This is a genomic window from Marivirga tractuosa DSM 4126 (assembly GCF_000183425.1).
Classification (GTDB): domain Bacteria; phylum Bacteroidota; class Bacteroidia; order Cytophagales; family Cyclobacteriaceae; genus Marivirga; species Marivirga tractuosa.
The window spans coordinates 2,154,787-2,177,724 of record NC_014759.1 but is presented as its reverse complement, the minus strand read 5'-3'; the positions used below and the strand labels follow the sequence as shown (position 1 = coordinate 2,177,724).

At 36.1% G+C, this 22,938-nt stretch carries 13 protein-coding genes; 10 read left to right on the top strand and 3 right to left on the bottom strand.

Annotation, left to right across the window (positions count from 1 at the left end; translation table 11 throughout):
* The first annotated feature begins 70 nt into the window (after positions 1-70).
* Entirely contained in the window at positions 71-2,551 is a 2,481-nt protein-coding gene (locus tag FTRAC_RS09110) for a ribonucleoside-diphosphate reductase subunit alpha (protein WP_013453945.1), read from the top strand.
* Between the two features lie 177 nt (positions 2,552-2,728).
* Positions 2,729-3,424: a DUF4230 domain-containing protein gene (locus FTRAC_RS09105; RefSeq protein WP_013453944.1), complete on the top strand. Its 696-nt coding sequence runs from the start codon at positions 2,729-2,731 to the stop codon at positions 3,422-3,424.
* A 186-nt stretch (positions 3,425-3,610) separates the two neighbouring features.
* Here FTRAC_RS09105 and FTRAC_RS09100 read toward each other — a convergent pair whose 3' ends face one another.
* On the bottom strand, positions 3,611-4,012 hold the full coding sequence (locus FTRAC_RS09100) for a GxxExxY protein (protein WP_013453943.1): 402 nt from the start codon (positions 4,010-4,012) through the stop codon (positions 3,611-3,613).
* Between the two features lie 227 nt (positions 4,013-4,239).
* Between FTRAC_RS09100 and FTRAC_RS09095 the strand changes: the two genes are divergently transcribed.
* From FTRAC_RS09095 to FTRAC_RS09085, 3 genes are all read left to right on the top strand, one after another.
* Positions 4,240-4,848: a nitroreductase family protein gene (locus tag FTRAC_RS09095; RefSeq protein WP_013453942.1), complete on the top strand. Its 609-nt coding sequence runs from the start codon at positions 4,240-4,242 to the stop codon at positions 4,846-4,848.
* Positions 4,849-4,859: 11 nt separating this feature from the next.
* Positions 4,860-5,354 carry a VOC family protein gene (locus FTRAC_RS09090; protein WP_013453941.1) on the top strand — a complete coding sequence of 165 codons (495 nt, stop codon included), beginning with the start codon at positions 4,860-4,862 and terminating at the stop codon, positions 5,352-5,354.
* 97 nt (positions 5,355-5,451) lie between these two features.
* Complete coding sequence (locus FTRAC_RS09085) at positions 5,452-5,652, top strand: hypothetical protein (RefSeq protein ID WP_013453940.1); 201 nt, start codon at positions 5,452-5,454, stop codon at positions 5,650-5,652.
* Positions 5,653-5,746: 94 nt separating this feature from the next.
* Here the strand turns inward: FTRAC_RS09085 and FTRAC_RS09080 are convergent, their stop codons facing one another.
* Both FTRAC_RS09080 and FTRAC_RS09075 read right to left on the bottom strand, forming a co-directional pair.
* Positions 5,747-11,026, bottom strand: a complete 5,280-nt coding sequence (locus FTRAC_RS09080; protein ID WP_013453939.1) for a trifunctional serine/threonine-protein kinase/ATP-binding protein/SpoIIE family protein phosphatase — start codon at positions 11,024-11,026, stop codon at positions 5,747-5,749.
* Positions 11,027-11,169: 143 nt separating this feature from the next.
* Positions 11,170-12,672 (bottom strand): hypothetical protein, encoded by a 1,503-nt coding sequence (locus FTRAC_RS09075; RefSeq protein ID WP_013453938.1) that lies wholly within the window; start codon positions 12,670-12,672, stop codon positions 11,170-11,172.
* A gap of 194 nt (positions 12,673-12,866) precedes the next feature.
* Between FTRAC_RS09075 and FTRAC_RS09070 the strand changes: the two genes are divergently transcribed.
* From FTRAC_RS09070 to FTRAC_RS09050, 5 genes are all read left to right on the top strand, one after another.
* Positions 12,867-14,705: a 7TM diverse intracellular signaling domain-containing protein gene (locus FTRAC_RS09070; protein WP_013453937.1), complete on the top strand. Its 1,839-nt coding sequence runs from the start codon at positions 12,867-12,869 to the stop codon at positions 14,703-14,705.
* A 265-nt stretch (positions 14,706-14,970) separates the two neighbouring features.
* Positions 14,971-17,940: a SusC/RagA family TonB-linked outer membrane protein gene (locus tag FTRAC_RS09065; RefSeq protein WP_013453936.1), complete on the top strand. Its 2,970-nt coding sequence runs from the start codon at positions 14,971-14,973 to the stop codon at positions 17,938-17,940.
* Between the two features lie 10 nt (positions 17,941-17,950).
* Positions 17,951-19,426 (top strand): RagB/SusD family nutrient uptake outer membrane protein, encoded by a 1,476-nt coding sequence (locus FTRAC_RS09060; RefSeq protein WP_013453935.1) that lies wholly within the window; start codon positions 17,951-17,953, stop codon positions 19,424-19,426.
* A gap of 46 nt (positions 19,427-19,472) precedes the next feature.
* The gene (locus FTRAC_RS09055) at positions 19,473-20,768 is read left to right on the top strand and encodes an Ig-like domain-containing protein (RefSeq protein ID WP_185094449.1); all 1,296 of its coding nucleotides are present in this window, start codon (positions 19,473-19,475) and stop codon (positions 20,766-20,768) included.
* 77 nt (positions 20,769-20,845) lie between these two features.
* Positions 20,846-22,840, top strand: coding sequence for a glucoamylase family protein (locus tag FTRAC_RS09050; protein WP_013453933.1), 1,995 nt, complete (start codon positions 20,846-20,848; stop codon positions 22,838-22,840).
* Positions 22,841-22,938: the final 98 nt, after the last annotated feature.

Below are 22,938 nucleotides of genomic sequence, written 5' to 3'. Positions count from 1 at the left end.
CCCCGCAGAGGCGGGAATCTCATTAAAATAAATACCTATAACTATAACCCCATAAAATAAAAATAATAGCATGTTAGTTGTAAAAAGAGACGGTAGGAGAGAAACCGTTAAATTCGATAAAATTACTGCCCGCATAGAAAAACTATGCTACGGCCTGGATCTAAATTACATTCAGCCAATTGATGTGGCGAGAAAAGTAATCAATGGTATTTACGATGGCGTAACTACTCAGGAATTGGACAATTTAGCGGCTGAAACTGCTGCTTCTATGACGGTGAAGCACCCAGACTATTCCAAGCTTTCTGCTAGAATTGCCATTTCTAATTTGCATAAAACCACAAGTAAGTCTTTCAGCAATACGATGAAAAGACTTTACACTTATGTGGATGCAAAAACAGGACAGAATGCACCTTTGCTTTCTACAGAGACTTACGGCATCATCAAAAAACATGCGGCTCAATTAGATTCTGCTATTATCTATGACCGTGATTTTGGTTATGATTTCTTCGGTTTCAAAACCTTAGAGCGTTCATATTTAATGAAAGTGGATGGTAAAATCGTTGAGCGTCCGCAACATATGTTGATGAGAGTGGCGATTGGTATCCATGGGGAAGATATAGAGTCAGCGATCAAAACTTATAATTTGATGTCTGAAAAGTGGTTCACGCATGCTACACCAACTCTTTTCAACGCTGGAACTCCTAAACCACAATTGTCATCTTGTTTCTTGTTGACTATTCAAGAAGACAGTATAGATGGAATTTATGATACCTTAAAACAAACGGCTAAAATCTCTCAGTCAGCCGGAGGAATCGGACTAAGCATTCACAATGTTAGAGCAACAGGTTCATACATCAAAGGAACCGGTGGGGTTTCCAATGGTATTGTACCGATGTTGAGAAACTTTGACATGACCGCAAGATATGTGGATCAAGGTGGTGGAAAAAGAAAAGGTAGTTTCGCTATTTACCTTGAGCCTTGGCATGCTGATATTTTCGATTTCTTGGATTTGAAAAAGAACCACGGAAAAGAAGAAATGCGTGCGCGTGATTTATTCTATGCTATGTGGATGTCTGATTTATTCATGAAGAGAGTAGAAGCTAATGCTGAATGGACTTTATTTGATCCGAATGAAGCATCAGGCTTGGATGAAGCTTATGGTGATGATTTCGAAAAGCTTTATGAAAAATACGAGCGAGAAGGAAAAGGCAGAAAAACCGTAAAAGCACAGGAGCTTTGGTTCGAGATTTTGGAATCTCAAATTGAGACGGGTACTCCTTATATGTTGTATAAAGATGCGGCCAACAAAAAGTCGAATCAGAAAAACTTAGGTACGATCAAGTCTTCAAACTTATGTACTGAGATTTTAGAATATACTTCTAAGGATGAAGTAGCGGTTTGTAACTTGGCTTCTATTGCATTGCCAATGTTTGTGCAAGAGGATGAAAATGGACAGAAATTCTTTGATCACGATAAATTATATGACATCACTTATACGGCTACAGTAAACTTAAACCGTGTGATTGATGTGAATTATTACCCAGTAGAAGAGGCTAGAACTTCCAATATGAGACACAGACCAATTGGGTTGGGTGTTCAGGGATTGGCAGATGCCTTTATGTTATTGCGTTATCCATTTGATTCAGAAGAGTCAAGAAAATTGAACAAGGAAATCTTTGAAACTATCTACTTTGCAGCTATGACCGCCTCTAAAGATTTGGCAGTTAAAGAAGGCCCTTATGAAACCTATAAAGGTTCACCGGTTTCTAAAGGCATTTTCCAATTCGATATGTGGAATGTAGAGCCAACTGATAGATGGGACTGGACTACATTGAAGCAGGAAGTGAAGAAAAATGGAGTTCGTAACTCTTTATTAGTAGCGCCAATGCCAACGGCTTCTACTTCTCAAATTTTAGGAAATAATGAGTGTTTTGAACCTTATACCTCTAACATCTACACCAGAAGAACCTTGTCAGGTGAGTTTGTGGTAGTGAACAAGCACCTAATGCGAGACTTGATCGAAAGAGGCATGTGGAATGATAATATGAAAAATAAACTGATCGCAGCCAATGGTTCTGTTCAGGATATTGCGGATATTCCACAGGATATCAAAGAACTGTATAAAACGGTTTGGGAGATTTCTCAGAAAGCCATTATTGATATGGCGGCAGATCGTGGTGCTTACATTTGCCAGTCACAGAGTATGAACTTGTTCATGCAAGACCCTAATTTCGGTAAAATGACTTCTATGCATTTCTATGCCTGGAAGAAAGGATTGAAAACAGGTATGTATTACTTGCGCTCTAAAGCAGCAACAAGTGCAATTCAGTTTACTGTTGATAAGAGTCAGTTGAACGAGCCACAGCCGGAGCAAAAGCCTCAGGATATCACACAAAGTACGGACACCAAGGTAAACAGACCGCAAAATAGTGTTGGAACACAAGGTCAAGGGCCACAAGCCAATGCAGAAGACGACTTAGCGGCATTAAAAGCAGCACAAGTAGCCTGCTCATTGGACAATCCTGATGATTGCGAAATGTGTGGATCTTAAATGAGACCTAAGAACCTAGATAAAAGATTCTAGACTAAAGAAAATAAACACAAATTGTTTATTCATAGCCGAAAACCACCTGGGAAACTGGGTGGTTTTTTGGTTTTAAATGAGCTTATTTTCAATAATTAAAATCGTTCCTTACATTTACTTCTGTATTCACCAAAACAGAACCGAATGAAACCTTATCTATTAACCGCTCTTTTTGTGACTTTAATTGTAGCACCTTTGGCAGTTTGGGCTACTCTGGAGCTGCAACATCCACGAAAGTACCTCGAAGAAGCCCAAGTTAAAGAGGTGATTCTGCAACAAGATTTCCATGGTGCTAAAGTGGTATTGAATGATGTTTATTTTGTCCATAGGCGAAACAAACCCAACCGACCAATTATTGCTTATTATGAAATTCCAGTAGAGATTTCTGCTTTTGTAGATTTAAAGGATATGGTGGTCAGTAGTGATGATGATCAGAATATCACTATCCTTCTGCCCGATCCGAAACTGGATGTTCCAAATTTCAAATGGGATCAGGCTGAATTTGAAAGTTTAAGAGTGTTGGATTTGGATATCACACTCTTTGAAAACAGAATGGAAGCCGCCATGAAGGAGATTAAAGAAATAGAAGCGGAAAGAAAAGATAAGATTACCCAAGCAGCTTTGAATTCCGGTATTTTGGAGCTTACTAAATTACAATTATCTGAAGTTTTTGAGGCTATTTTTTTACCGCTTGATCAGGAGGTAAGCATTCGCTTTGCTGGTGATGAAGAAGCCGATGAGTTTGAAAATTCATTGGTGACTTCAGGAGAGATTTTGAATGACTTGGAAAAGGAATTGATGTCTTTTGATACGCAAAAAGATATTGGAATGGAGTATTAAGGCTATTATTTCGGCAAAGCCGAAAAGGTGATTCACGCAAAACCTGTCCCGCACTGAAAGTCGGGAGCCGCCATATAAAATTAACCACAAAAGAAATAAAAGAACACAAAAGAGGAATTGCCGCTGGCAATTCTTAGTTGAGGTTTTGCTCTTGTACTTTGAATGACTCTAAATAGATCATCTTAATTAAATAAAAAACTCATTTACAAAAGTTTTTTGTCCTTGGTTAAAAAGATTGTAGACATTGAAATTATATAAAATACCTTTTGGTACCTTTAATAGCTTCATATACGATAAAATTTGAGCATCATGAACCGGCAGCATTTCTTTTACGGCTTTGAGTTCGATACATATTGAATTTTCAACTAAGATGTCACATCTTAAATTGGTATCTAAATTCAGTCCTTTATAATTTACTTCAATTAATTTCTCTGTTTGAAAATAAATATTTTGATTTTTTAATTCGTGGATCAGACATTGATGATATACACTTTCCAACAAACCAGGTCCTAATTCTTTATGAACTTCTATTGCTGCACCATTAATTTTATAGGTTAATTCTTTTAAAAAAGCTTTACGGGTATTCATTGGTCTTAACTTAGGCTGAAATACTTTATAAATTAATAAACTTGTCTTATAAACTAATTACCAAAGTATAATATATGACATTGATTTACAAATCATCATAAAATTTACCTGAGGTAAATTTACTTTGTGTTCTTTTGTTTCTTTTGTGGTTCAATTTATATATTGAAATCCAAAACCCATGTAGCAACATGTAATTTGAATTTGCGTATTGATCTAAAAAGAGAATTATGGAAAATCAAACTACAGATACATCACAAGATTTAGGGCAACTTCAATTAGATTTAATCAAAAAGCGGAAAAGTCCAGTGGCTTTTTCGGATAAGGAAGTCACTAAAGATCAATTGGAGCAACTATTTGAAGCAGCAAGGTGGGCAGCATCCTGTTTTAATGAGCAACCATGGCGATTTGTGGTGGCTACTAGAGATCAGGGTGATCATTATAAGAAAGTCTTGAATGGCATCCATCCCCATAATCAAACTTGGGCGCAAAATGCTCCTGTATTGATGCTCACCTTTGCCAAGAAAACCTTTGATAAAAATGGAAAGCCGAATATGCACAGCTGGCATGACTTAGGCTTGGCTGTGGGCAATATGTCTGCTCAGGCTACTGCTATGGGATTATATGTACATCAAATGGCAGGTATTGTAAGGGAGAATATTTTAAATGATTTCGATATACCTGATGATTATGATGTGGTTTCTGGAATTGCTATAGGATATAAGTTAGACATTGAAGATGTACCTGAAGATTTAATAGCCCGAGAAACTAAAGAGCGCACAAGAAAACCCCTTAATGAAATTGTTTTTGATAACGAATGGAGTGAGAGCTCTTTTTGAAAATAGAAAAGATGGAGAATTATAAAATTCCAGCACAAACACGCATCGGTCATGTTCATTTAAAAGTTTCTGATTTGGAAAAAGCTTTGGATTTTTACCATGGCTTGTTAGGCTTTGAAATTATTCAAAAAATGGGAGATCAAGCAGCTTTTATTTCAGCTGGTGGCTATCATCATCACATCGGCCTAAATACTTGGCAAAGCAGAGGAGCTGATCCCGCACCAGATTACGCCCCAGGATTATTTCATACGGCTATTGTATACCCCACCAGAAAATCCCTAGCGGAAATCTTCGTTCGATTAAGAGAAGCCAACTATAAATTCACTGGAGCAGCAGATCATGGTGTATCCGAAGCTCTATATTTGAATGATCCTGATGAAAATGGCGTAGAGCTATATTGGGATAGACCTAAAGAAGAATGGCCAAGAAGTGCTGATGGGAAAGTCCAGATGTATACGCGCCCGCTAAATATTGAAGACTTGACAGCTGAGCTAGGTGAAAAATAGTAACTATGTTTGCTCAGCAACTAATTGTTTGTAATGCCGTTTGTATTAAATACAAATGAAGGTATTTTTCTTCGTTTTTAATTGTAAACGACTATTTATGAAAACGATTGGAACAATTATTTTAGTTATTGGAATTGTTGGAACCATAATGTTTGGCTATCAAGCAATGCAGGACTCTGAAAGTTTTAGTGTCTTGGGAATGGATATAGCGGTAAGTTCAGCAGATTGGACACCGCTTATTGTTAGCGTGGTAGTGCTTTTAGTAGGTGCTTTCTTAAGATCTAAGGGAGGAAAATAAATATTTTAAATATAATAGATGGAGACTTTCTTAAAAATACAATTAAGAAAGCCTCCTTTTTTTTAAACGATTTATTTAGCTAATTTATTCCCCTTTAAGTGATTCTAAACCCTATAACCAACACATCATCAACTTGAGACTGTTGTCCTTTCCAGCTTTCAAATCTATCATCAAGTATAGATTTTTGTTTATCCAATGGCTCCAATGCAATTTCCTGAAGTAATTTTTTCATTTTACCTACCATGAATTTTCTATCATCAGGGCCACCAAATTGGTCTGCATATCCATCAGAGTAGATATAATAAGTGGTTCCATTGGTTAAATCGAATTTGTGATTGGTGAACTTCTCATTCCTCTTGGTTTTGCGTTTGCCGCCAATCGCCATTTTGTTGGCTTTAATGATTGTCATTTCCCCTTCTTTATCAACCATCACCAATGGATTATTGGCACCAGCAAATTCTAATGTATTAGCTTCAATATCAATGGCGCACAGCGCAGCATCCATACCATCTTGATTGTTGGTTTCTTTTTGTTTTAAAGAGCGCTGTATAGCTTCATGTAAATGATCCAATATTTTTCCGGGCTCCAAAATATTATTTTGTTTAACAATACTGGTCAAATGAGATTCTCCTACTAATGACATAAAAGCACCCGGAACGCCATGACCAGTGCAATCCACTGCGGCGATAAATATTTTGTTTTCTGTTTTAGCAAACCAATAAAAATCACCCGACACGATGTCTCGAGGCTTAAAATAGATGAAATTCTCTTTCAGTGATTCGCTGATGCTTTCATTAGTCGGTAATGCAGCGCTTTGAATTCTTTCCGCATATTTTATACTGGCTGTAATATTTTCATTTTTCCTCTCAATAATTTCCTTTTGTTCCACGACCTCAGCAGTTCGCTCTTGTACTTTTTCTTCGAGATTTTCATATAACATTGCATTTTCAATGGAGATGGCCATTTGAGTAGTGAGCATATTTAAGATCTTAGTGCGGTCAGCATTGAAAGCACCATAAGAAAGATTATTCTCCAAATATAAAATCCCTAGCAATTTGCCTTTGTAAACCAAAGGAATGCATAAAATAGATTTAGGATTGTATAGTACTACATGCTCATCTTGCGTGAAATTCCCTTCCTTGGTAGCATCATTCAGTACTACGCTTTCCTCTGTTCGCATTACATAGTTTACAATGCCTGCTGATATTTGAGGGTTTTTCCCTCTTGGCATCATATCTTTAATGGGGATATGTTGCATTAACTCAACTTCAGTATTTTCTACATCACAGCTGGCTTCTACAAACCATTGATGGGTTTCCTCATTTTTCAATAGTAAGAAACCCTTTTCAGCACCTGCATTTTCGATAACCAAGTGCATAACCTTATCCAGTAATTTGGATAGGACTACTTCACCCGATAAGGTTTGAGAAGATTTTATTATGGTATTGATATCAATTGTATTCGCTCCTTCAAAGCTATAATCAGTTATTCTGGCAGAACTTGTAGCCTGAGTCGACATGGTGATGTCATTAGTCCCGTAAACAGTGCTTTGCTTCTTTTGCAGGTGTTCCGCTTTGTTACGGAATCCTTGCTTGCTGTATATTATAATTGCCCTGTTAAGGTGGTATTTTGCTTCTTCATGACGGTTTTCAATATCCATTAATTGAGCTATCCGTTCATGTATCATTGCCGGTAAATGATTGTAATTGTATTTTCTAGCACTTTGAATTGCCTGAGCATAAGTTTTGGAAGCTTGCCAGTACTTTTTAACTAAAAATTCGCTCTCGGCCTTCAAAAACAAGTACTTCGCTTCAAAATTATGTGGATTCTGCTCTTTCCATTTCTTAAATTTCTTTATTGCAACATTTAAAAGGGACTTTTTCCCCTTTGATTTTGTAGACATTAATGCCGCATTCATTCCTGACCAGAAATAGTGTTCAGTGCTGTGTAGCATTCCGGCAGATGCATCCATTAATTTTTTCGATTTATTAATGGTCTCATCAGTTTTTTCAAAATCTCTATTTAAATAGTTGTTGCATAATTGGTTAATAAAGAAGTAATGTGCAAAATGCTGAGATACATAATCTTCGGTTTTAGTAGCATATTCTTTCTCTGAAAAATGTTCATCATCAAATGAAATAGCTCTGTCAGTTTTACCTTGAAAGCACATTACAGCTTGTTTTACAGCCTTAACCGTGCCAATTAGTTCTTGATTATTGGACAAATTTTCGAGTAACTCTTCATATGCGGAAGCTTTCTTTTCAATTTCATCTAATGGAACTCCGCGCATTAATTGATTCTGTAAAGTAGCACAGCAACTACATCCTGTATGGAAAAGATCGCCTGTTTCCAAACCCGACTCATATGCTTTCGTAAAGTATTGCTCTGCCTCAATCGCAGGATTTAGCCAGGAAGTAGCAAAATAACCGTTCACGAAAAGCACTTCACTTCGTTGAGTCATATTGCCGTACTTTTCATTCAGGTCGTGCGCTAATTGACCAAATTGCTGACCTGTTTTTCGCATTCCTAAAATGCCACCCATGAAAATTCCGCCAAACACTAAATATCCAATGGCACTTTCAGATGTGTTACCATTTTTCATGCATAAATTGACCATAACCATGGCATTGGCAACCGCTAATTCAGGTTTGATTTGATAAGCAGATTTTAAGATGGCTGCCATTAATTTTACAGCCATAATGATATCTTGATCTTCAGCAGTTTTGTGATTAACAAAATCCCTAATCGGTTGCCCTTTAAATCTGCTTTTGGTTTTTAGCATATTGATGATTAAAGCAGGCTTTGGAGGGTTTTTCGGTAATTTTATGTTGAATATTTTCTTTAAAACTTCACTTCCAGTTGCATAAGCACTTCTAAACTCACCTATATTAGTGTAGAAATGAATTTTTTTCTCGTAGGCATCAGCTTTTTGATTTTTGTCTGTTGCTAATTCAATGGCTCTATCATAAAACTGATTAGCAGTCTCATCCTGATCGCACAAATGTTCAGCTTCAGCCCTGCTTAAATTTATTTGATATACTAGTTCAGCCTCATTACTAAGATCTTCCCCTTCGATAAGTTTCATCCCGTTTTTTGCATAGCTTAAAGCTGATTCATAAGCTGCACTTAGGATTGCTTTTTTACACGCAGCGGCATTTAACTTACCTACCTCAATTTTTTCTTCCGCTGATGTTATAAGAGTTAAGGCCTGATTGAAATGGTTGACCATATCAAAAAGCAAGTTGCTTTCACCTGCAGGAGTTACTTGCGCTTTAATCATTCTCCCGATTGATAAATGCAGAACTTGCGCTTTTTCAATACCTAATAATTCATAAAATGCTTGTTGGATTCTATCATGTACAAATTTGAATTCAATCTTTTCCTTTATTTCAGATGAAGATAAAAGTGCTGTATTATCCCTTAAAGGAAGAATTAGGTTCTCCTGAAGGGCATTTTTTAGAAGAGGTACAACTTCTTCATTTCTTTTATCTCTAAGCTGAGCCAATTCCTGTAAACTAAATGTATTACCTATTACCGAAGCGGTTTTAAGTATTTCTTGCAAATCTGAAGGTAGTTTTGCAGCTTTTTGCATCATTAAATCCAGGACATTATCACTGAATCCCATTTTACTTACTTTATCTAATTCAAAGCTCCACTTTCTTTCATTGGGTTTAGCAGTGATATAAGATTCTTCGTAAAGATTCTTTAGGAATTGCGTGACGAAAAAAGCATTTCCTCCAGTTTTGTTTTTTATTAGTTCAGCTAATGCATTGACATGCGCTCCTTTGTCTAAAAGCGCATCTTCCAAAAGGGCAACAATAGAAGTGAGTGACAGGTTCTCCAGTTCTATATTATTGACTACAAGCTCATCTTTTTTAAGCTTATCCAGCATTAATTGGAAAGGATGAGCCTCTGTAACCTCATTATCTCTGTAGGATAATATCACCAACAAATTCTCAATTTCCTTATCGGATAGAATGGCATGGAGTAGATTTAAGGAAGCCGTATCTCCCCATTGCATATCATCAATAAAAAGCACAAAGGGGTGTTCAGGCTTTGCAATGGCTTTTATAAATTTCTGAAAGACGAAATTCAGTCTATTTTGAGATTCGGCTGCACCCAAGCTTGCCAATGCTGGCTGAGCACCAATGATAAGCTCCATTTCGGGAATGATTTCCAAAAGTACTTCTCCGTTTTCACCTAGTGCCTTTTGAATTCTATCCTTCCATATTTTTAATTGGCTTTCTTCTTTAGTAAGTATGGACTGGGTAAAGCTTTTGAAAGCCTGACTTATGGCGAAATAAGGGTTGTTCCGTTGAAATTGGTCAAATTTACCACTCAAGAATTCCCCTTTTTTCTCGGTTATTGGTTTGTTTACTTCACTTATTAGGGCCGATTTACCGGTCCCTGAAGCTCCTGATACCAGCACTAATTCCTTTTGATGGTTGCTTGCCCTTGTGAAAGCCTCAATTAGTTGTTGTTTTTCACTTGATCTACCGTATAGTTTCTCCGGTATACTAAATTGATTGGAGAAATCTTCCATACCAACAGCAAAATCCGCTATTTTGGAATCTTTTTCCCAAGATCTTTGGCATTTATTGAGGTCATGTAATAATCCTTCAGCAGATTGATAGCGGTCTTCAGCATTTTTGGATAGCAACTTTAAAATAATTTCAGAGAGTACCTCTGGTATATTTTTATTATGCTTGTGCGGAGCAGTAGGCTTTTTAGCTATATGGAAATGAATTAACTCAAGTGAATCGTCAGTTTCGAAAGGTAGAGTTCCAATTAGTAATTCGTATAGTGTAATGCCTAATGAGTATAAATCTGAACGATAGTCAATTATTCTATTTACACGACCGGTTTGCTCAGGGGAGATGTATTGTAAAGTGCCTTCTAGTCGATCTGGGTTTTCAAGATGATTAGATTTTAAGTTAATTTCAGATGAGATATTAAAATCTATGATCGAGATTTTCTTATTTGTATTGTCATAAAGGATATTGTTACTATTAATATCTTTATGGATAATGTGCTTTTGATGTAAACTACCTAGCAATGTAGAACACTGAATGGCGATATTTAAGAATTCACCAATGCCAACGGGTTTTGCAAATACTTGAGATAATGGAAGTCCTGGGACGTATTCCAAAACAAGCGCATGTTGCCCTTCAATAAAGGTTTTATCTAATGCTTTTCTGAATCCACTTTTTTCTAATTTGCTGCTTATATACAGCTCATTTTCAAACTGATTAATTTTTTTCTCTGTTTCTTGCTCTTTTTTAAGCAGTTTTACCAATACATCGGAATCGTATTTTGCTATTTTGGTCTTAAAAATACTTGTTGATGTTGAATTGTAGATTAATTCTCCTTCCATATCATTATTTTGAACACTTTCCCTATGTTAATTAATCCCCTATTAAGTGTAAATATCCACTTTACCCTATTAAAATAAAATTCTGACGGTTGTTTTAAGATGGGAGGCTTTAAATCATCGATAAGAAGCCTCCCTTTTTGTCATTATTTAGACCTCGGCATGTAAAGTGCTGGATATTCTTCATGGCTTAAACCTTTATAATCTTGCGGTTTTTCAGGTTTGTTATCGTAATTTCCTGCCAATCGTGAGTTGTTTAGTGCAAACTGCATAAATAAGTCATAGTCCAAAGCCATAATTGATTTTTGCTTTCCATCCAAAGCAGGCATAATTTCAGTCCCTGCTCTATTTTGAAAGTAATTACTCCAGCCTTTGCTTGAAGGATTATAAAGCGTGTCAGTATATACTAAATTTTGCTTAGGCGATGGGTAGAAGTCATTTTGTGGTGGGAATGTAGCAGTGCCATGACAACTCATACAAGCAGAAGCTCTAAAGTGTAAATACGATTTACCGCCTGATGCTGTTCCTTGTTCATCTAATACAAAAACGCTATCGGGGGTTCCATCTGCAGTTATTCCGCCTACCATGGCTACATCAATAGGGCCTGAAAGTCGATCTCCGTATCCTATATTAGCCTTGTAATAATCTGGAGCGTCAGGATTCAGGTATGTTTCAGTCAATGCTTTGCTAGTATCCATTTGTCCTGGGTCATTTCCCCAAGCAACTCCCAAAAGCTCTAGGCGTTCAAAAGTGGTTTTACCTTCACTTTCTTTGTCGTAAATAAAAGTGGAAAATACCCAGCCTGTTTCTGGTGCCGCAATAGTATCCTTAATAATAATATCAAATTGTATCCAAGCCAAATCCTGCAAAACAGGACCTTTGCCTTTCATCGGTCCAAAAGCCATCTCTCTGTAAATAGGGAAAGTTTTTGCGCCTTCCATAATATCCCAGTCTTCAGCTGTTGCCGTAGTACCTGCAGCTTTGATAATAATAGCGTTTTGTTTAAACTGTGCGGCTTTAGTAGTATATTCTGGATAGAAACCACTTTCATCATTCGATTTCCATAGTTCATTTAGGGTAAGAGAGGCTACATCATTATAATAAACCAATGCATGATTTTGCATGGGGCCTTCAAATCCGTAGTCTTTAAAAATATCGTTTTTTAGTACCTGTCCAGTCATAGTTCCATAGACCGTTTCGAGGCCTTCCCATCCCTGTTTTTCATAGGTTTGAGCACTCCAAGCCATATTGTACCAATCTTTTCGGAATTCACTGTTTGGCCAATTCTCTGGTTCATCAATCATTTTAGCCATAGCATCGCCAATGTATTTTCTGATGGACATGATATAATCAGCAGCATTTTCTTGAGTGATGGGCTGACCTGCTGTGATGTTCTCCCATGGATATTCTTTGGGAGCTACTTTTTCTGGGTAATCGTAATTTGCTTTAAAAAATGGTCCGGAATAAATGGAATCAGGTGGGTATACACCATTATTATTTGCAAAAGGCTCTAGTGTAATTTTCTGTGCTTGCGAATTTGTATCTGTAGCTTTGTATTCCTCTTTTTTTTGTGAGCAAGCTGACCAAAAAGTTGAAATTAGTACAATAGCAAGATAAGCCAAGGGATTGAAAGGTTTTGAATTGAACATAATTATAATTTAAGATTAAAAAAGTATTAAAAATCTAATATACTGCAATATAAATAATTCTGTCAAAAACGATAAAGAAAGTTATTTCAAATCCTTTTGCTTTAGTTTTTAACAGTTAAAGAATATTTGAAAATTAATGCTAGTTTATTTTATTAGGTTAATAAAGCTTAAATTGAGTTCATAATTTGTAGAAGATGTTGCTATATATATTCATTTTATCATTTCAAATTTCATTTAGCCCCCTTGAAATAAATCAAGATCAGGATGAGGTAATTCTAGGCATGAAGGAGTTGTATTCATATGAGGACAAAAGCAATCAGCTGACTTTTTCAGATGTTAAATCCCCTTCCTTTGAATCAAATTTTAGGCAAAGAACGGATTTTGAACCCGATGATTATAATAGGAATTCTACCTACTGGGTGCAATTAAACTTTGTACTCCCCGAATATGAAGGAAATTATATATTGGAGTTTTATGATCAAACTATAGACAGTATAAATGTATTTATAAGGCAAGATAAAGGTGTGTTTAGAAAGTATAATTTGGGGGATGCCTATCCATTCAGTAGCAAATCCATCAAGCACAAAAACTTCGATTTGACACTAGATGCCAACAGTGAATATGAAGCATACATTCAAGTTCGGAATTCACAATATGCTGATATTAGAATTGCTATAAAGCGTATAGACCGTTTTATTCAGTATAGCCTAAATGAATATTTTCTATATGGAATTTTTTACGGGATGATTTTAATCATTTCACTTTATAATTTATTGATTTTCCTGGCTATAAGAGAAATTAAATATATTTACTATACTTTCTACATTTTGAGTGTTGGTTTTTATGCATTGTGTATTGACGGTATAGCTTATCAATATTTATGGCCTGAGCAGCCGGATTGGAATCAGTTAGCGTATGGTGTGGCACTCTATTCGATTATCCTATGGTCAACTATATTTTCCATACGTTTTTTGAATACAAAAATGAGATCACCCAAAATTCATAAATTAATTATTGCTGTTTTAACGGCACGATCTGCATTTTTCCTTTATTCACTATTTTTCGATCCTAGTTTATTCCGGTTTCGGAATATTGAAATCATACTGCTTTCCATAATTTTTATAAGCAGTATTTTTGTTTTTAGAAGGGGCTACAAACCTGCACGATTCTTCGTGGTGGCGTACGGCATATTATTTTTAGGATTTTTAATGCGTGCGCTAATCAATTGGTCAATTATACCTTTCAACACTTTTAATTACTACAGCTTGCATATAGGTTTTATACTGGAGATGCTATTTTTGACTTTTGCATTGTCTGATCGGGTTAGAATATTGAAAGCAAATAGAGACCGCGCTTTGAAGAGAATTGTAACGCAGCATGAGCAGAATGTGCAGGTAATTAATAGAATAAATAGAGGACTAGAAAGGAAAGTAGAAGAAAGAACTAAGGATTTGAATGAGAAAAATATAGAGCTGGAACAAAGAAACGCGCAGATCAATAAGCAGTCTAGGGAAATTGCACAAATTAATTCTATGCTCGACTTAGATAATTATCGATTGAAAAATAATATTAAAAAAATACAGCGTGAAAGGCTTTTAAATAAGAACCTTAATTTCGATGAGTTTACGGAAATCTTTAATACCAAAGACCAATGCCTAGAAATACTAGCTTCATTTAAATGGAAGGATGGATTTGAATGTCAGAAATGTGACAGCAAAAAATATTATCTCAATAATGAAAATTTGGCAAGAAGATGCACCAAATGTGGATATAATGAAAGCCCCACTGCATACACCATTTTTAAAGGCATTAAATTTGATATACCCAAAGCATTTTTCATTGTATATACGCACCTCAATGAGGATCGCTATACTCTGGACGAACTTGCAGAAATAATGGAGATGCGAAGAAATACTATTTGGGAATTTAAGCGTAAAGTGGAAGTAGAAATAGAAAATAACGGTAAGGCATATCTCAACAACTTGCTTCACTTTGGATACGAAAGGCTAACAAATTTCGTGGAAGCAAGATAAAAATTGTAATATTCTAATATTATTCAAAATTTATTTTTATTGTTTTTTAATCAGGATAACAAAAATAAAATATCATCTCATTAGCTCTTATCATAATATATATTATGTTTTTAAAGCGTTATATAAATTGAAAATGTGCCTTTTTTTTCAATTGTATAATATAAAAATATCCATTTTTAAATTTTGATTTCAAGAAAACATTCATGTAACTTCAAATAAAATAAGTTAGAATTACGGCTTTTTTAGATGCCTAAAATGTTTTCTTATGAATAAAATTATACGATTAGTTTTCTTATTATTTCTCATGGCCAGCTCTGCCATGGCTCAAGTAGAATTAAAAGGAACAGTAACGGATGCTGCCAATCAAGAACCTATTCCAGGGGTATCCATTCAAGTTATAGGAACCGACAGAGGGACAATTACTGACATAGATGGTAATTATAAATTGAATTTAGATGAAAATGCCACTTTGCGTTTTTCATTTATAGGATATAAGACTCAGGAAGTATCTGTAAACGGCAGGTCTACCATAAATATTGAATTAAAAGAAGATATAGAAGCGCTTGAGGAAGTAGTTGTAGTTGGATATGGTGCAATTAAAAAGAGTGATTTAACAGGTTCTGTAACATCTATTAAAGGCGAAGAGCTCAAGACAGTTCCTACTGCAAATCCAGTTGATGCTTTGCAAGGAAAAGTATCCGGTGTTCAAATAACTAATTCCTCTGGGGCCCCTGGAAGTTCACCAATAGTAAGAATAAGAGGAGTAGGTACATCTGGGAATCCATCACCTATTTATGTGGTAGATGGAGTAATTACCAATGATATCTCATTTCTTAACTCTACAGATATTGAATCCATCGAAGTACTGAAAGATGCCTCTGCATTGGCAATATATGGAAATAGAGGGGCAAATGGAGTAATTATTGTAAGTACCAAATTAGGAGAAGAGGGTAAAAAACCTACGCTTTCAGTTTCCTCTGAGTTCAGCATTCAAATTCAGCAAAATAGAATTGATTTATTAAATAGAGATCAGTTTGCTGAGGTCGTAAATGTAATTAATCCCGGGACGTACAACAATGTAGGTGCTTTACCTGAAACTAATTGGCAAGAGCTAATATTTGAGCCCGCCCCAATTCAAAACCACCAATTATCTCTTTCAGGAGCATCCGAAAAGAATCAGTATTATTTTTCATTGGGCTATTTTGATCAAAAGGGAACTATTCCGGAATCGCAATTTCAAAGACTGAATTTGAAATTCAATGAACGTTACCGCCCGAAGTCTTTTCTTTCTATCGGGGCCAATCTTAATTTTTCTTTGTCAAACAGAGATAATACGATAGGAAATGCACCTTTTAATGCTTACCGGGCATGGCCGATTATTTCTCCTAAAGATGAAAATGGGAATTTTAATGTGGTGCCAAATGTGGGTAATATTTTGGCAGACTTTAAATACAATACTGATAATAAAACCAGAGGAATTACTACGGTTGGTCAACTTTTTGGCGAAGCTACTTTTTGGGATGGATTTACATTTAAAACCAGCTTAGGAATTGAGTTACTATTGGAAGAAAATGAATCATTCACACCAGTATATTCAGTAGGAGATTCTCCTCAACAAAATGAAGTCAATAGTTTTTCCAAAAACCTATTCAGACGTTCGTCAATCATTTGGGAAAACACTTTAAATTATGATAAAACTATTGAACAGCATCAGATTAATGCAGTAGTGGGCTATACAGTTCAAAGTGTTACCAACGAGAATTTAAATCTTATAGGAAGAGATTTATTTAGAGATGGTAATGATTTTAGATATCTAAATCCTAATAACCTGGATCCTAATAGTATACAAAATGGTATCAGGGATGTAGGAGATTTCTATAATCAAATTTCATACTTAGGAAGATTAAATTATTCATTCGATAATCGTTATATCGCCACTCTTACTTTCAGAAGAGATGGATCATCTAAGTTTTTAGGAGATAATAAGTTTGGAAATTTTCCAGCAGTAGGGTTAGGATATAATGTCATCAATGAAGAGTTTATTAACCTTCCGGAACAAATTACCAATCTAAAAATTAGAGGTAGTTGGGGTCGGGTTGGTAATGATAAAATTTCTTATTTATCGGCCTATAACGTGATAGGGAATGATTTAAATGCAGTCTTCGGAGAGGAAGAACAGATATATTTTGGTCAATCTGATAGTGGTTTCGGAAATCCAGACCTCAAATGGGAAATAGTTGAGCAGTTTGATATTGGATTAGAAATTGATTTGTTTGAAGCAAGATTGTTAGGTGAGTTTGATTATTACCAAAGAACCACAGAAGGGATTTTGATAGACTTGCCTGTTCCTAGTTATCTAGGAAATGGTAATAGCAATGTCTTTTTTAATGCGGGGGAAGTAAGGAATAGTGGTTTAGAATTTAATGTTCAATGGCAAGATGATGTTGGAGAAGTCGAGTATACTATTGGAATTAATGGAGCCACTCTCAATAATGAAATGCTTTTCGTTAGTGGGGTTGAGGGTTCAGACCAATTATTTGGAAGAATTAATAACGATGTAGTTTCCAGAACAGAAGCAGGGCTTCCTATTGGAGCGTTTTATGGCTATCAGGTAGAAGGAGTTTTTCAAAATGAAGATCAAATTGCTAATACTCCATCTTTTACGGGGACAAATCCTGGGGATCTTATTTTTGCCGATATTAATGATGATGGAGTAATAAACGGTGATGATAGAACATTTATCGGTTCACCTATTCCAGATTTAACCTACGGAATCAGCTTAGGGGCTTCTTATAGAAATTTTAGTTTAGATGTCCTTTTTCAAGGGCAAGAAGGAAATGAGATATTAAATTATAAAGAAACTGTAAGGCCAGCTCTTTATAATTATGAGGCTAGATACTATGATTATTGGAGAGGCGAAGGAACTAGCAATACGGAACCAAGACCGACTGAGGGAGGGAATAATTATAGAATTTCATCACGTTATATCCAAGATGGAAGCTTCTTTCGATTAAGAACGGTTACGCTTTCATATAATCTCTCTCAAGATTTTATAAAAAACATTGGAATGACATCGGCTAGGGTGTTTTTAAGAGGAAATAATGTGTTCACTTTAAGTGATTTCACAGGATATAATCCAGAAGTAGCCAATGGTAACCCATTGATTAATGGGATAGATACAGGTACCTATCCGGTTGCAAGTATTTACACAGCAGGAATTAACCTTAATTTTTAAACGAATAATTATGAAAAGAATTTTCGTACTATCGGTCGTATTTCTTACGGTGATTTTGTTTTCATGTAAAGATGAATTTTTAGAGAAACCACCGCAGAATCTTATTACGCAAGATAATTTCCCTTCTAATGAATCAGATGCACTAGCTGCCACTAATGCATCTTATCAAGTTTTGAGAACTGGTTCTTATCATAGAGGATTTTATCCTATTGATGATGTGATGTCAGATGATGCTTTGAAAGGGAGTAGTCCTTCAGACCTTCAGGCTGACCTTCAGCCTTTTGATGAATTTCAGCATACTGTTACTAATAACTTTATTGCCAATTGGTGGTCAGCATTATACACGGGAGTGAGACGCACTAATGTAGTGATAGAGCGTGTGCCTAGTGTCAATATGGATGAAGAATTAAAATCGAGGTTTATAGGTGAAGCCCGTTTTCTTAGGGCTTTATATTATTCTGATTTGGCAAGAGGCTACGGAGGAGTACCTTTAGTTAAAAACTCCGAAATTAATATTGACTTTACGCGGTCCACTTTAGAGCAAACTTATGATTTTATTGAGTCGGATTTGCGAAGTGCAATTGAAGTCTTACCAGAAAAATCCGAATATGGTCCAGAGGACTTAGGAAGAGCCACAAAAGGAGCAGCTCGGGCATTATTGGCAAGAGTATATTTATATCAACAAGAATATGATAGTGCGGCTCTTTTTGCTGAAGAAGTAATAAATTCTCAACAGTACGAATTGGAAAGTAACTTTGAAAGTGCGTTCAGAGAATCAACAGAATTTGGAATAGAATCTGTTTTTGAAATTGGCGGAATTGGAGTTGAGGGTGGTGTAGCAGCTGGGAATAATGACTATACCAGTGGTCAGGGAGTAAGAGGATCACCCAATAGAGGAATAGGAGCTAATAGACCATCTATGGATTTGATCGAATCTTTTGAAGAAGATGATCCAAGAATGGATGCTACTGTGATTTTTGTAGGAGAAGTTTTGGATGGCATTGAAATTATTGGTGATTCCCAAACACCCGATACTACAGACACAGGGCAAATTGAAACTTATAATCAGAAAATTTGGGTGCCTGGAACAACTCCTTTTTCTAATAGAGCCCATAATAGAAGACTAATTCGATATGCCGAAGTCCTATTAATAGCTGCCGAAGCATTAAATCGAAATGGAAGTACTCCTCAAGCCTTAATTTATCTTAATGAAGTAAGAGAAAGAGCTCGCCAAGGAGATGAGTCCATATTGCCAGACATTACTGAAACTAATCCAGACCTTTTAGAAGATTTAATTTTGAGAGAAAGAAGGCATGAATTAGCTATGGAAGGCCATAGATTTTGGGATGTAGTGAGAACTGGAAATGCAGCAGATATATTCGGTCCTTACGGCTTTCAAACAGATAAACATGAATTATTGCCTATACCACAATCTGAACGAGACATAACCAACGGTTTACTAGACCAAAACCCAAACTGGAATTAAATTTTTTACACTTTAAACAAAAACGATTATGAGAATGCTAAGTAAAATGAAGTATTGGATCGGTGCATTAATACTAGGAGCACTGGTTTTTACGGCTTGCGATGACGAAGAAGGTGAAGCACCTGCTTTAACCATTGAAGCTTTAACTGCCACAGGAACTAGTCTTGAAACAGGCGAAGAAGTAACTGTTGACTTGAATGCTGCAAGTTCGGCATCTGATGTGCCACCTGATGCAGTTTTCGAAATTACATTTGATAGAGAAATTGATACCGAAACAGTAAGTGCTTCAAATATTTCCATAAGTGATGGCGATAATGATGTTGCTTTAACTGTTACTGCTGATGGAAGCGTTGTGACGGTAACTCCAAATGAAGAATTGATTCAAGGAACAGACTATACGGTTACAGTCTCTACTGCTTTACTCGCTTCTGATGGTGGAACTGTAACAAATGGTTCAAGAACCTTTGAGACAGCGGGAAGATTGCCCGTAGTAGCTCCGCAAGAAGATGCTCAAGTGGCATATTGGAAGCTAGATGGTAATGCATCAGATGAAATGGGTAACTATGCAGACGGAACAGAAGTAGAAGTTGAATATCAGGCAGATAGATTTGGAACAATCGAAAGTGCAGCATATTTTGATGGTGACGCAAGTATTATTGAGATTGCAGATGCGGGCGCTCTTATGACTGAGACACAAGATTTCACAATTAGTTTTTGGCTAAAACCTGATACTACTAATCATTTTAATGATGATGGAAACCAAACTGGAATGTTTGTATTCGGTTTAGGTGCTTTCTATGGTATTCAATATGAAATATTTGGTTCTTATGATGGCTCTAAATATGCAGTTTCCTATGTAAATGATGAGGGTACCCAATTTGCAGAAGATATGTTCTTTCCAAGCAATGCTACCGATAATACAAATGGTGGATGGCAAGGTTGGGATTTTGCAAGAAGCTTAAGTGTTACCGAAATGAAAAATACAATAACTCAAACATGGTATCATAATGTGTTCACTTATAATGCCGCAGAGAAAAAGGGATATTTATATTTCAACGGTGAATTAATGAAGAGCTTTGATTTTAATCTTTGGCCAGATGGTGATCCAAAGCAAACAGCTGCAGGTGTTGACTATAGAGGTGCAGAACCTGAGGTATTTGATGATTTAGCTTTAGGCTTTATTCATTCTCGTGCAGGAACTTTATTTGATGATGCAGCATTTGGAAACTATGAAAATCCAAATGCTAACCATTTTAAAGGATGGTTAGATGATTTTAGAATCATTCATGCTGCCTATTCTGAAGATGATGTAGCTACGCTTTACGAAGCAGAAAGACCATAATAGTTTAATTGTTTTTTTCATAGAGCAGGGGCTGTAAAAAGCCTCTGCTTTTTCTTTTCAACTCTAATTATTTTTAGATGTTTAATTCACTTAGACCCTTATTTTATTTAATTCTAGTAGCCTTTTTCAGTGGTTTCATTTATTCCTGCCAAGAAAACCCAGAACAAGAACCCGATGAAACGGGATTATTGCAATTGAAAACCATAAGACTTGGGACGCTAGATTTAGTTGAAAATGAATTAACCGAAGATGCCCCATTTGACAAAGGACTTGTCATTGAATTTACTGACGCATTAGATAGGAGCTCAGCCGAAGAAAATATTTCCATTTCCACAGATGAAGGAAATATAGCCTTAAATTTTTCCTATTTGAATGAGGATAGAGCCGTTTCCGCTATACCAGAAAATGATTTTCAAAATAATACCATTTATACCGTTTCTATAGAAGCTGTACTTTCCATTAACAATAAGGAATTTCCAGGTGCTACCTATCAATTTCAAACTCAGCAAGGAGAGTTTCAATTAGTGAGTGCAGAAGTTGATGGAATTTCACTGCAAACAAATAATAGGATTCAAGATGTTTCGCTTAATCCTGAAATGATCTTGACTTTTGATCAAAGCCTGAATCCAGAAACAGATTTTGAAGATTTTATAACATTAACAAACAAAGGAGCTCGCTTGCCTTTAAGTTTCAACCTTTCAGAAGACCAAAAAACATTGCAAATCCAAAGCCAAGAAGAGGCAAGGGACTTGGTAAAATACGACTTTAGAATATCTGAAAATTTCCTAAGTGAAGTTGAATTTGAGTTTCAAGGCTTTTCTAAAAGCTTTTATACGCAGTTGGATTCCACCTACAAATTTGATGAAATATCAGATGAGGCACTATTAACCAAAATTCAGGAACAAACCTTTAAGTATTTCTGGGATTTTGCCCATCCTAATAGTGGGTTGGCCAGAGAAAGAAACACATCTGGTGATGTAGTGACCATTGGAGGTTCAGGCTTTGGTTTAATGGCTATTATAGTAGGTGTTGAGAGAGGCTTTATTACCCGACAGGAAGGGATAGACCGCTTTGAAAGAATTGTGAATTTTCTTGCCGATGCCGATCGATTTCATGGGGTTTGGCCTCATTGGATGAACGGAAATACAGGGAATACCATTCCGTTTAGCGAATTGGATGATGGAGCAGATTTAGTGGAAACCGCCTTCATGATCCAAGGCCTATTGGCAGTTAGACAATATCTAGATGAATCAAATGCACAAGAACTGGCCATTATCAATCAAATCACCACGCTATGGGAAGAAGTTGAATGGGATTGGTTTACAAAAGGGGGAGAAGATGTTTTGTATTGGCACTGGTCGCCCGAAAATGAATGGGCCATGGATTTACCCATTAGGGGCTGGAATGAAAGTTTGATTATTTATGTATTGGCTGCTTCATCGCCTACTCATCCTATTGAAAAATCAGTTCATGATGCAGGTTGGGCAAGAAACGGAGGGATAGTCAATGGAAATTCTACTTATGGTATCTCTATGCCATTAGGGGAAGATAGAGGTGGTCCTTTGTTTTTTGCACATTATTCCTTTTTGGGTTTAGATCCTCGAAATTTACAAGATCAGTACGCCAATTATTGGGAACAAAATCAGGCGCATTCCTTAATCAATCAAGCTTATTGTATTGATAATCCCAACAATTTTGTGGGCTACAGTGAAGCTTGCTGGGGCTTAACAGCCAGCGATAATCATCAGGGGTATAGCGCTCATTCGCCTGGGAATGATTTGGGTGTAATTACGCCAACGGCCGCTATTTCCTCTATTCCTTATACTCCCGAAGAATCTATGAAGGCCATCAGGCATTTTTATTATTTGTTAGGAGATAGGTTATGGGGAGAATATGGCTTTTATGATGCTTTTAATGTGACCCAAGATTGGTATGCGGATTCTTATTTAGCAATAGACCAGGGTCCTATTATTACGATGATTGAAAATCACCGAACGGCATTGATCTGGAATATCTTCATGCAAGACCCAGATGTACAAAACGGATTAAATGATTTAGGATTTACTTTTTAAATAGAGCCTATTAGGCAATTACTTGAGAGAAAATTGTATCTCTTTGATAGTTAGTACCAAATGATAAATATTTTTGAAATCCATATAAATGATTTGAA

Bases quoted from the DNA above. Each gene is read 5' to 3' on its own strand.
- FTRAC_RS09110 (WP_013453945.1), top strand. From the start codon at position 71: ATGTTAGTTGTAAAAAGAGACGGTAGGAGAGAAACCGTTAAATTCGAT.
- FTRAC_RS09105 (WP_013453944.1), top strand. From the start codon at position 2,729: ATGAAACCTTATCTATTAACCGCTCTTTTTGTGACTTTAATTGTAGCA.
- FTRAC_RS09100 (WP_013453943.1), bottom strand. From the start codon at position 4,012: ATGAATACCCGTAAAGCTTTTTTAAAAGAATTAACCTATAAAATTAAT.
- FTRAC_RS09095 (WP_013453942.1), top strand. From the start codon at position 4,240: ATGGAAAATCAAACTACAGATACATCACAAGATTTAGGGCAACTTCAA.
- FTRAC_RS09090 (WP_013453941.1), top strand. From the start codon at position 4,860: ATGGAGAATTATAAAATTCCAGCACAAACACGCATCGGTCATGTTCAT.
- FTRAC_RS09085 (WP_013453940.1), top strand. From the start codon at position 5,452: ATGAAAACGATTGGAACAATTATTTTAGTTATTGGAATTGTTGGAACC.
- FTRAC_RS09080 (WP_013453939.1), bottom strand. From the start codon at position 11,026: ATGGAAGGAGAATTAATCTACAATTCAACATCAACAAGTATTTTTAAG.
- FTRAC_RS09075 (WP_013453938.1), bottom strand. From the start codon at position 12,672: ATGTTCAATTCAAAACCTTTCAATCCCTTGGCTTATCTTGCTATTGTA.
- FTRAC_RS09070 (WP_013453937.1), top strand. From the start codon at position 12,867: ATGTTGCTATATATATTCATTTTATCATTTCAAATTTCATTTAGCCCC.
- FTRAC_RS09065 (WP_013453936.1), top strand. From the start codon at position 14,971: ATGAATAAAATTATACGATTAGTTTTCTTATTATTTCTCATGGCCAGC.
- FTRAC_RS09060 (WP_013453935.1), top strand. From the start codon at position 17,951: ATGAAAAGAATTTTCGTACTATCGGTCGTATTTCTTACGGTGATTTTG.
- FTRAC_RS09055 (WP_185094449.1), top strand. From the start codon at position 19,473: ATGAAGTATTGGATCGGTGCATTAATACTAGGAGCACTGGTTTTTACG.
- FTRAC_RS09050 (WP_013453933.1), top strand. From the start codon at position 20,846: ATGTTTAATTCACTTAGACCCTTATTTTATTTAATTCTAGTAGCCTTT.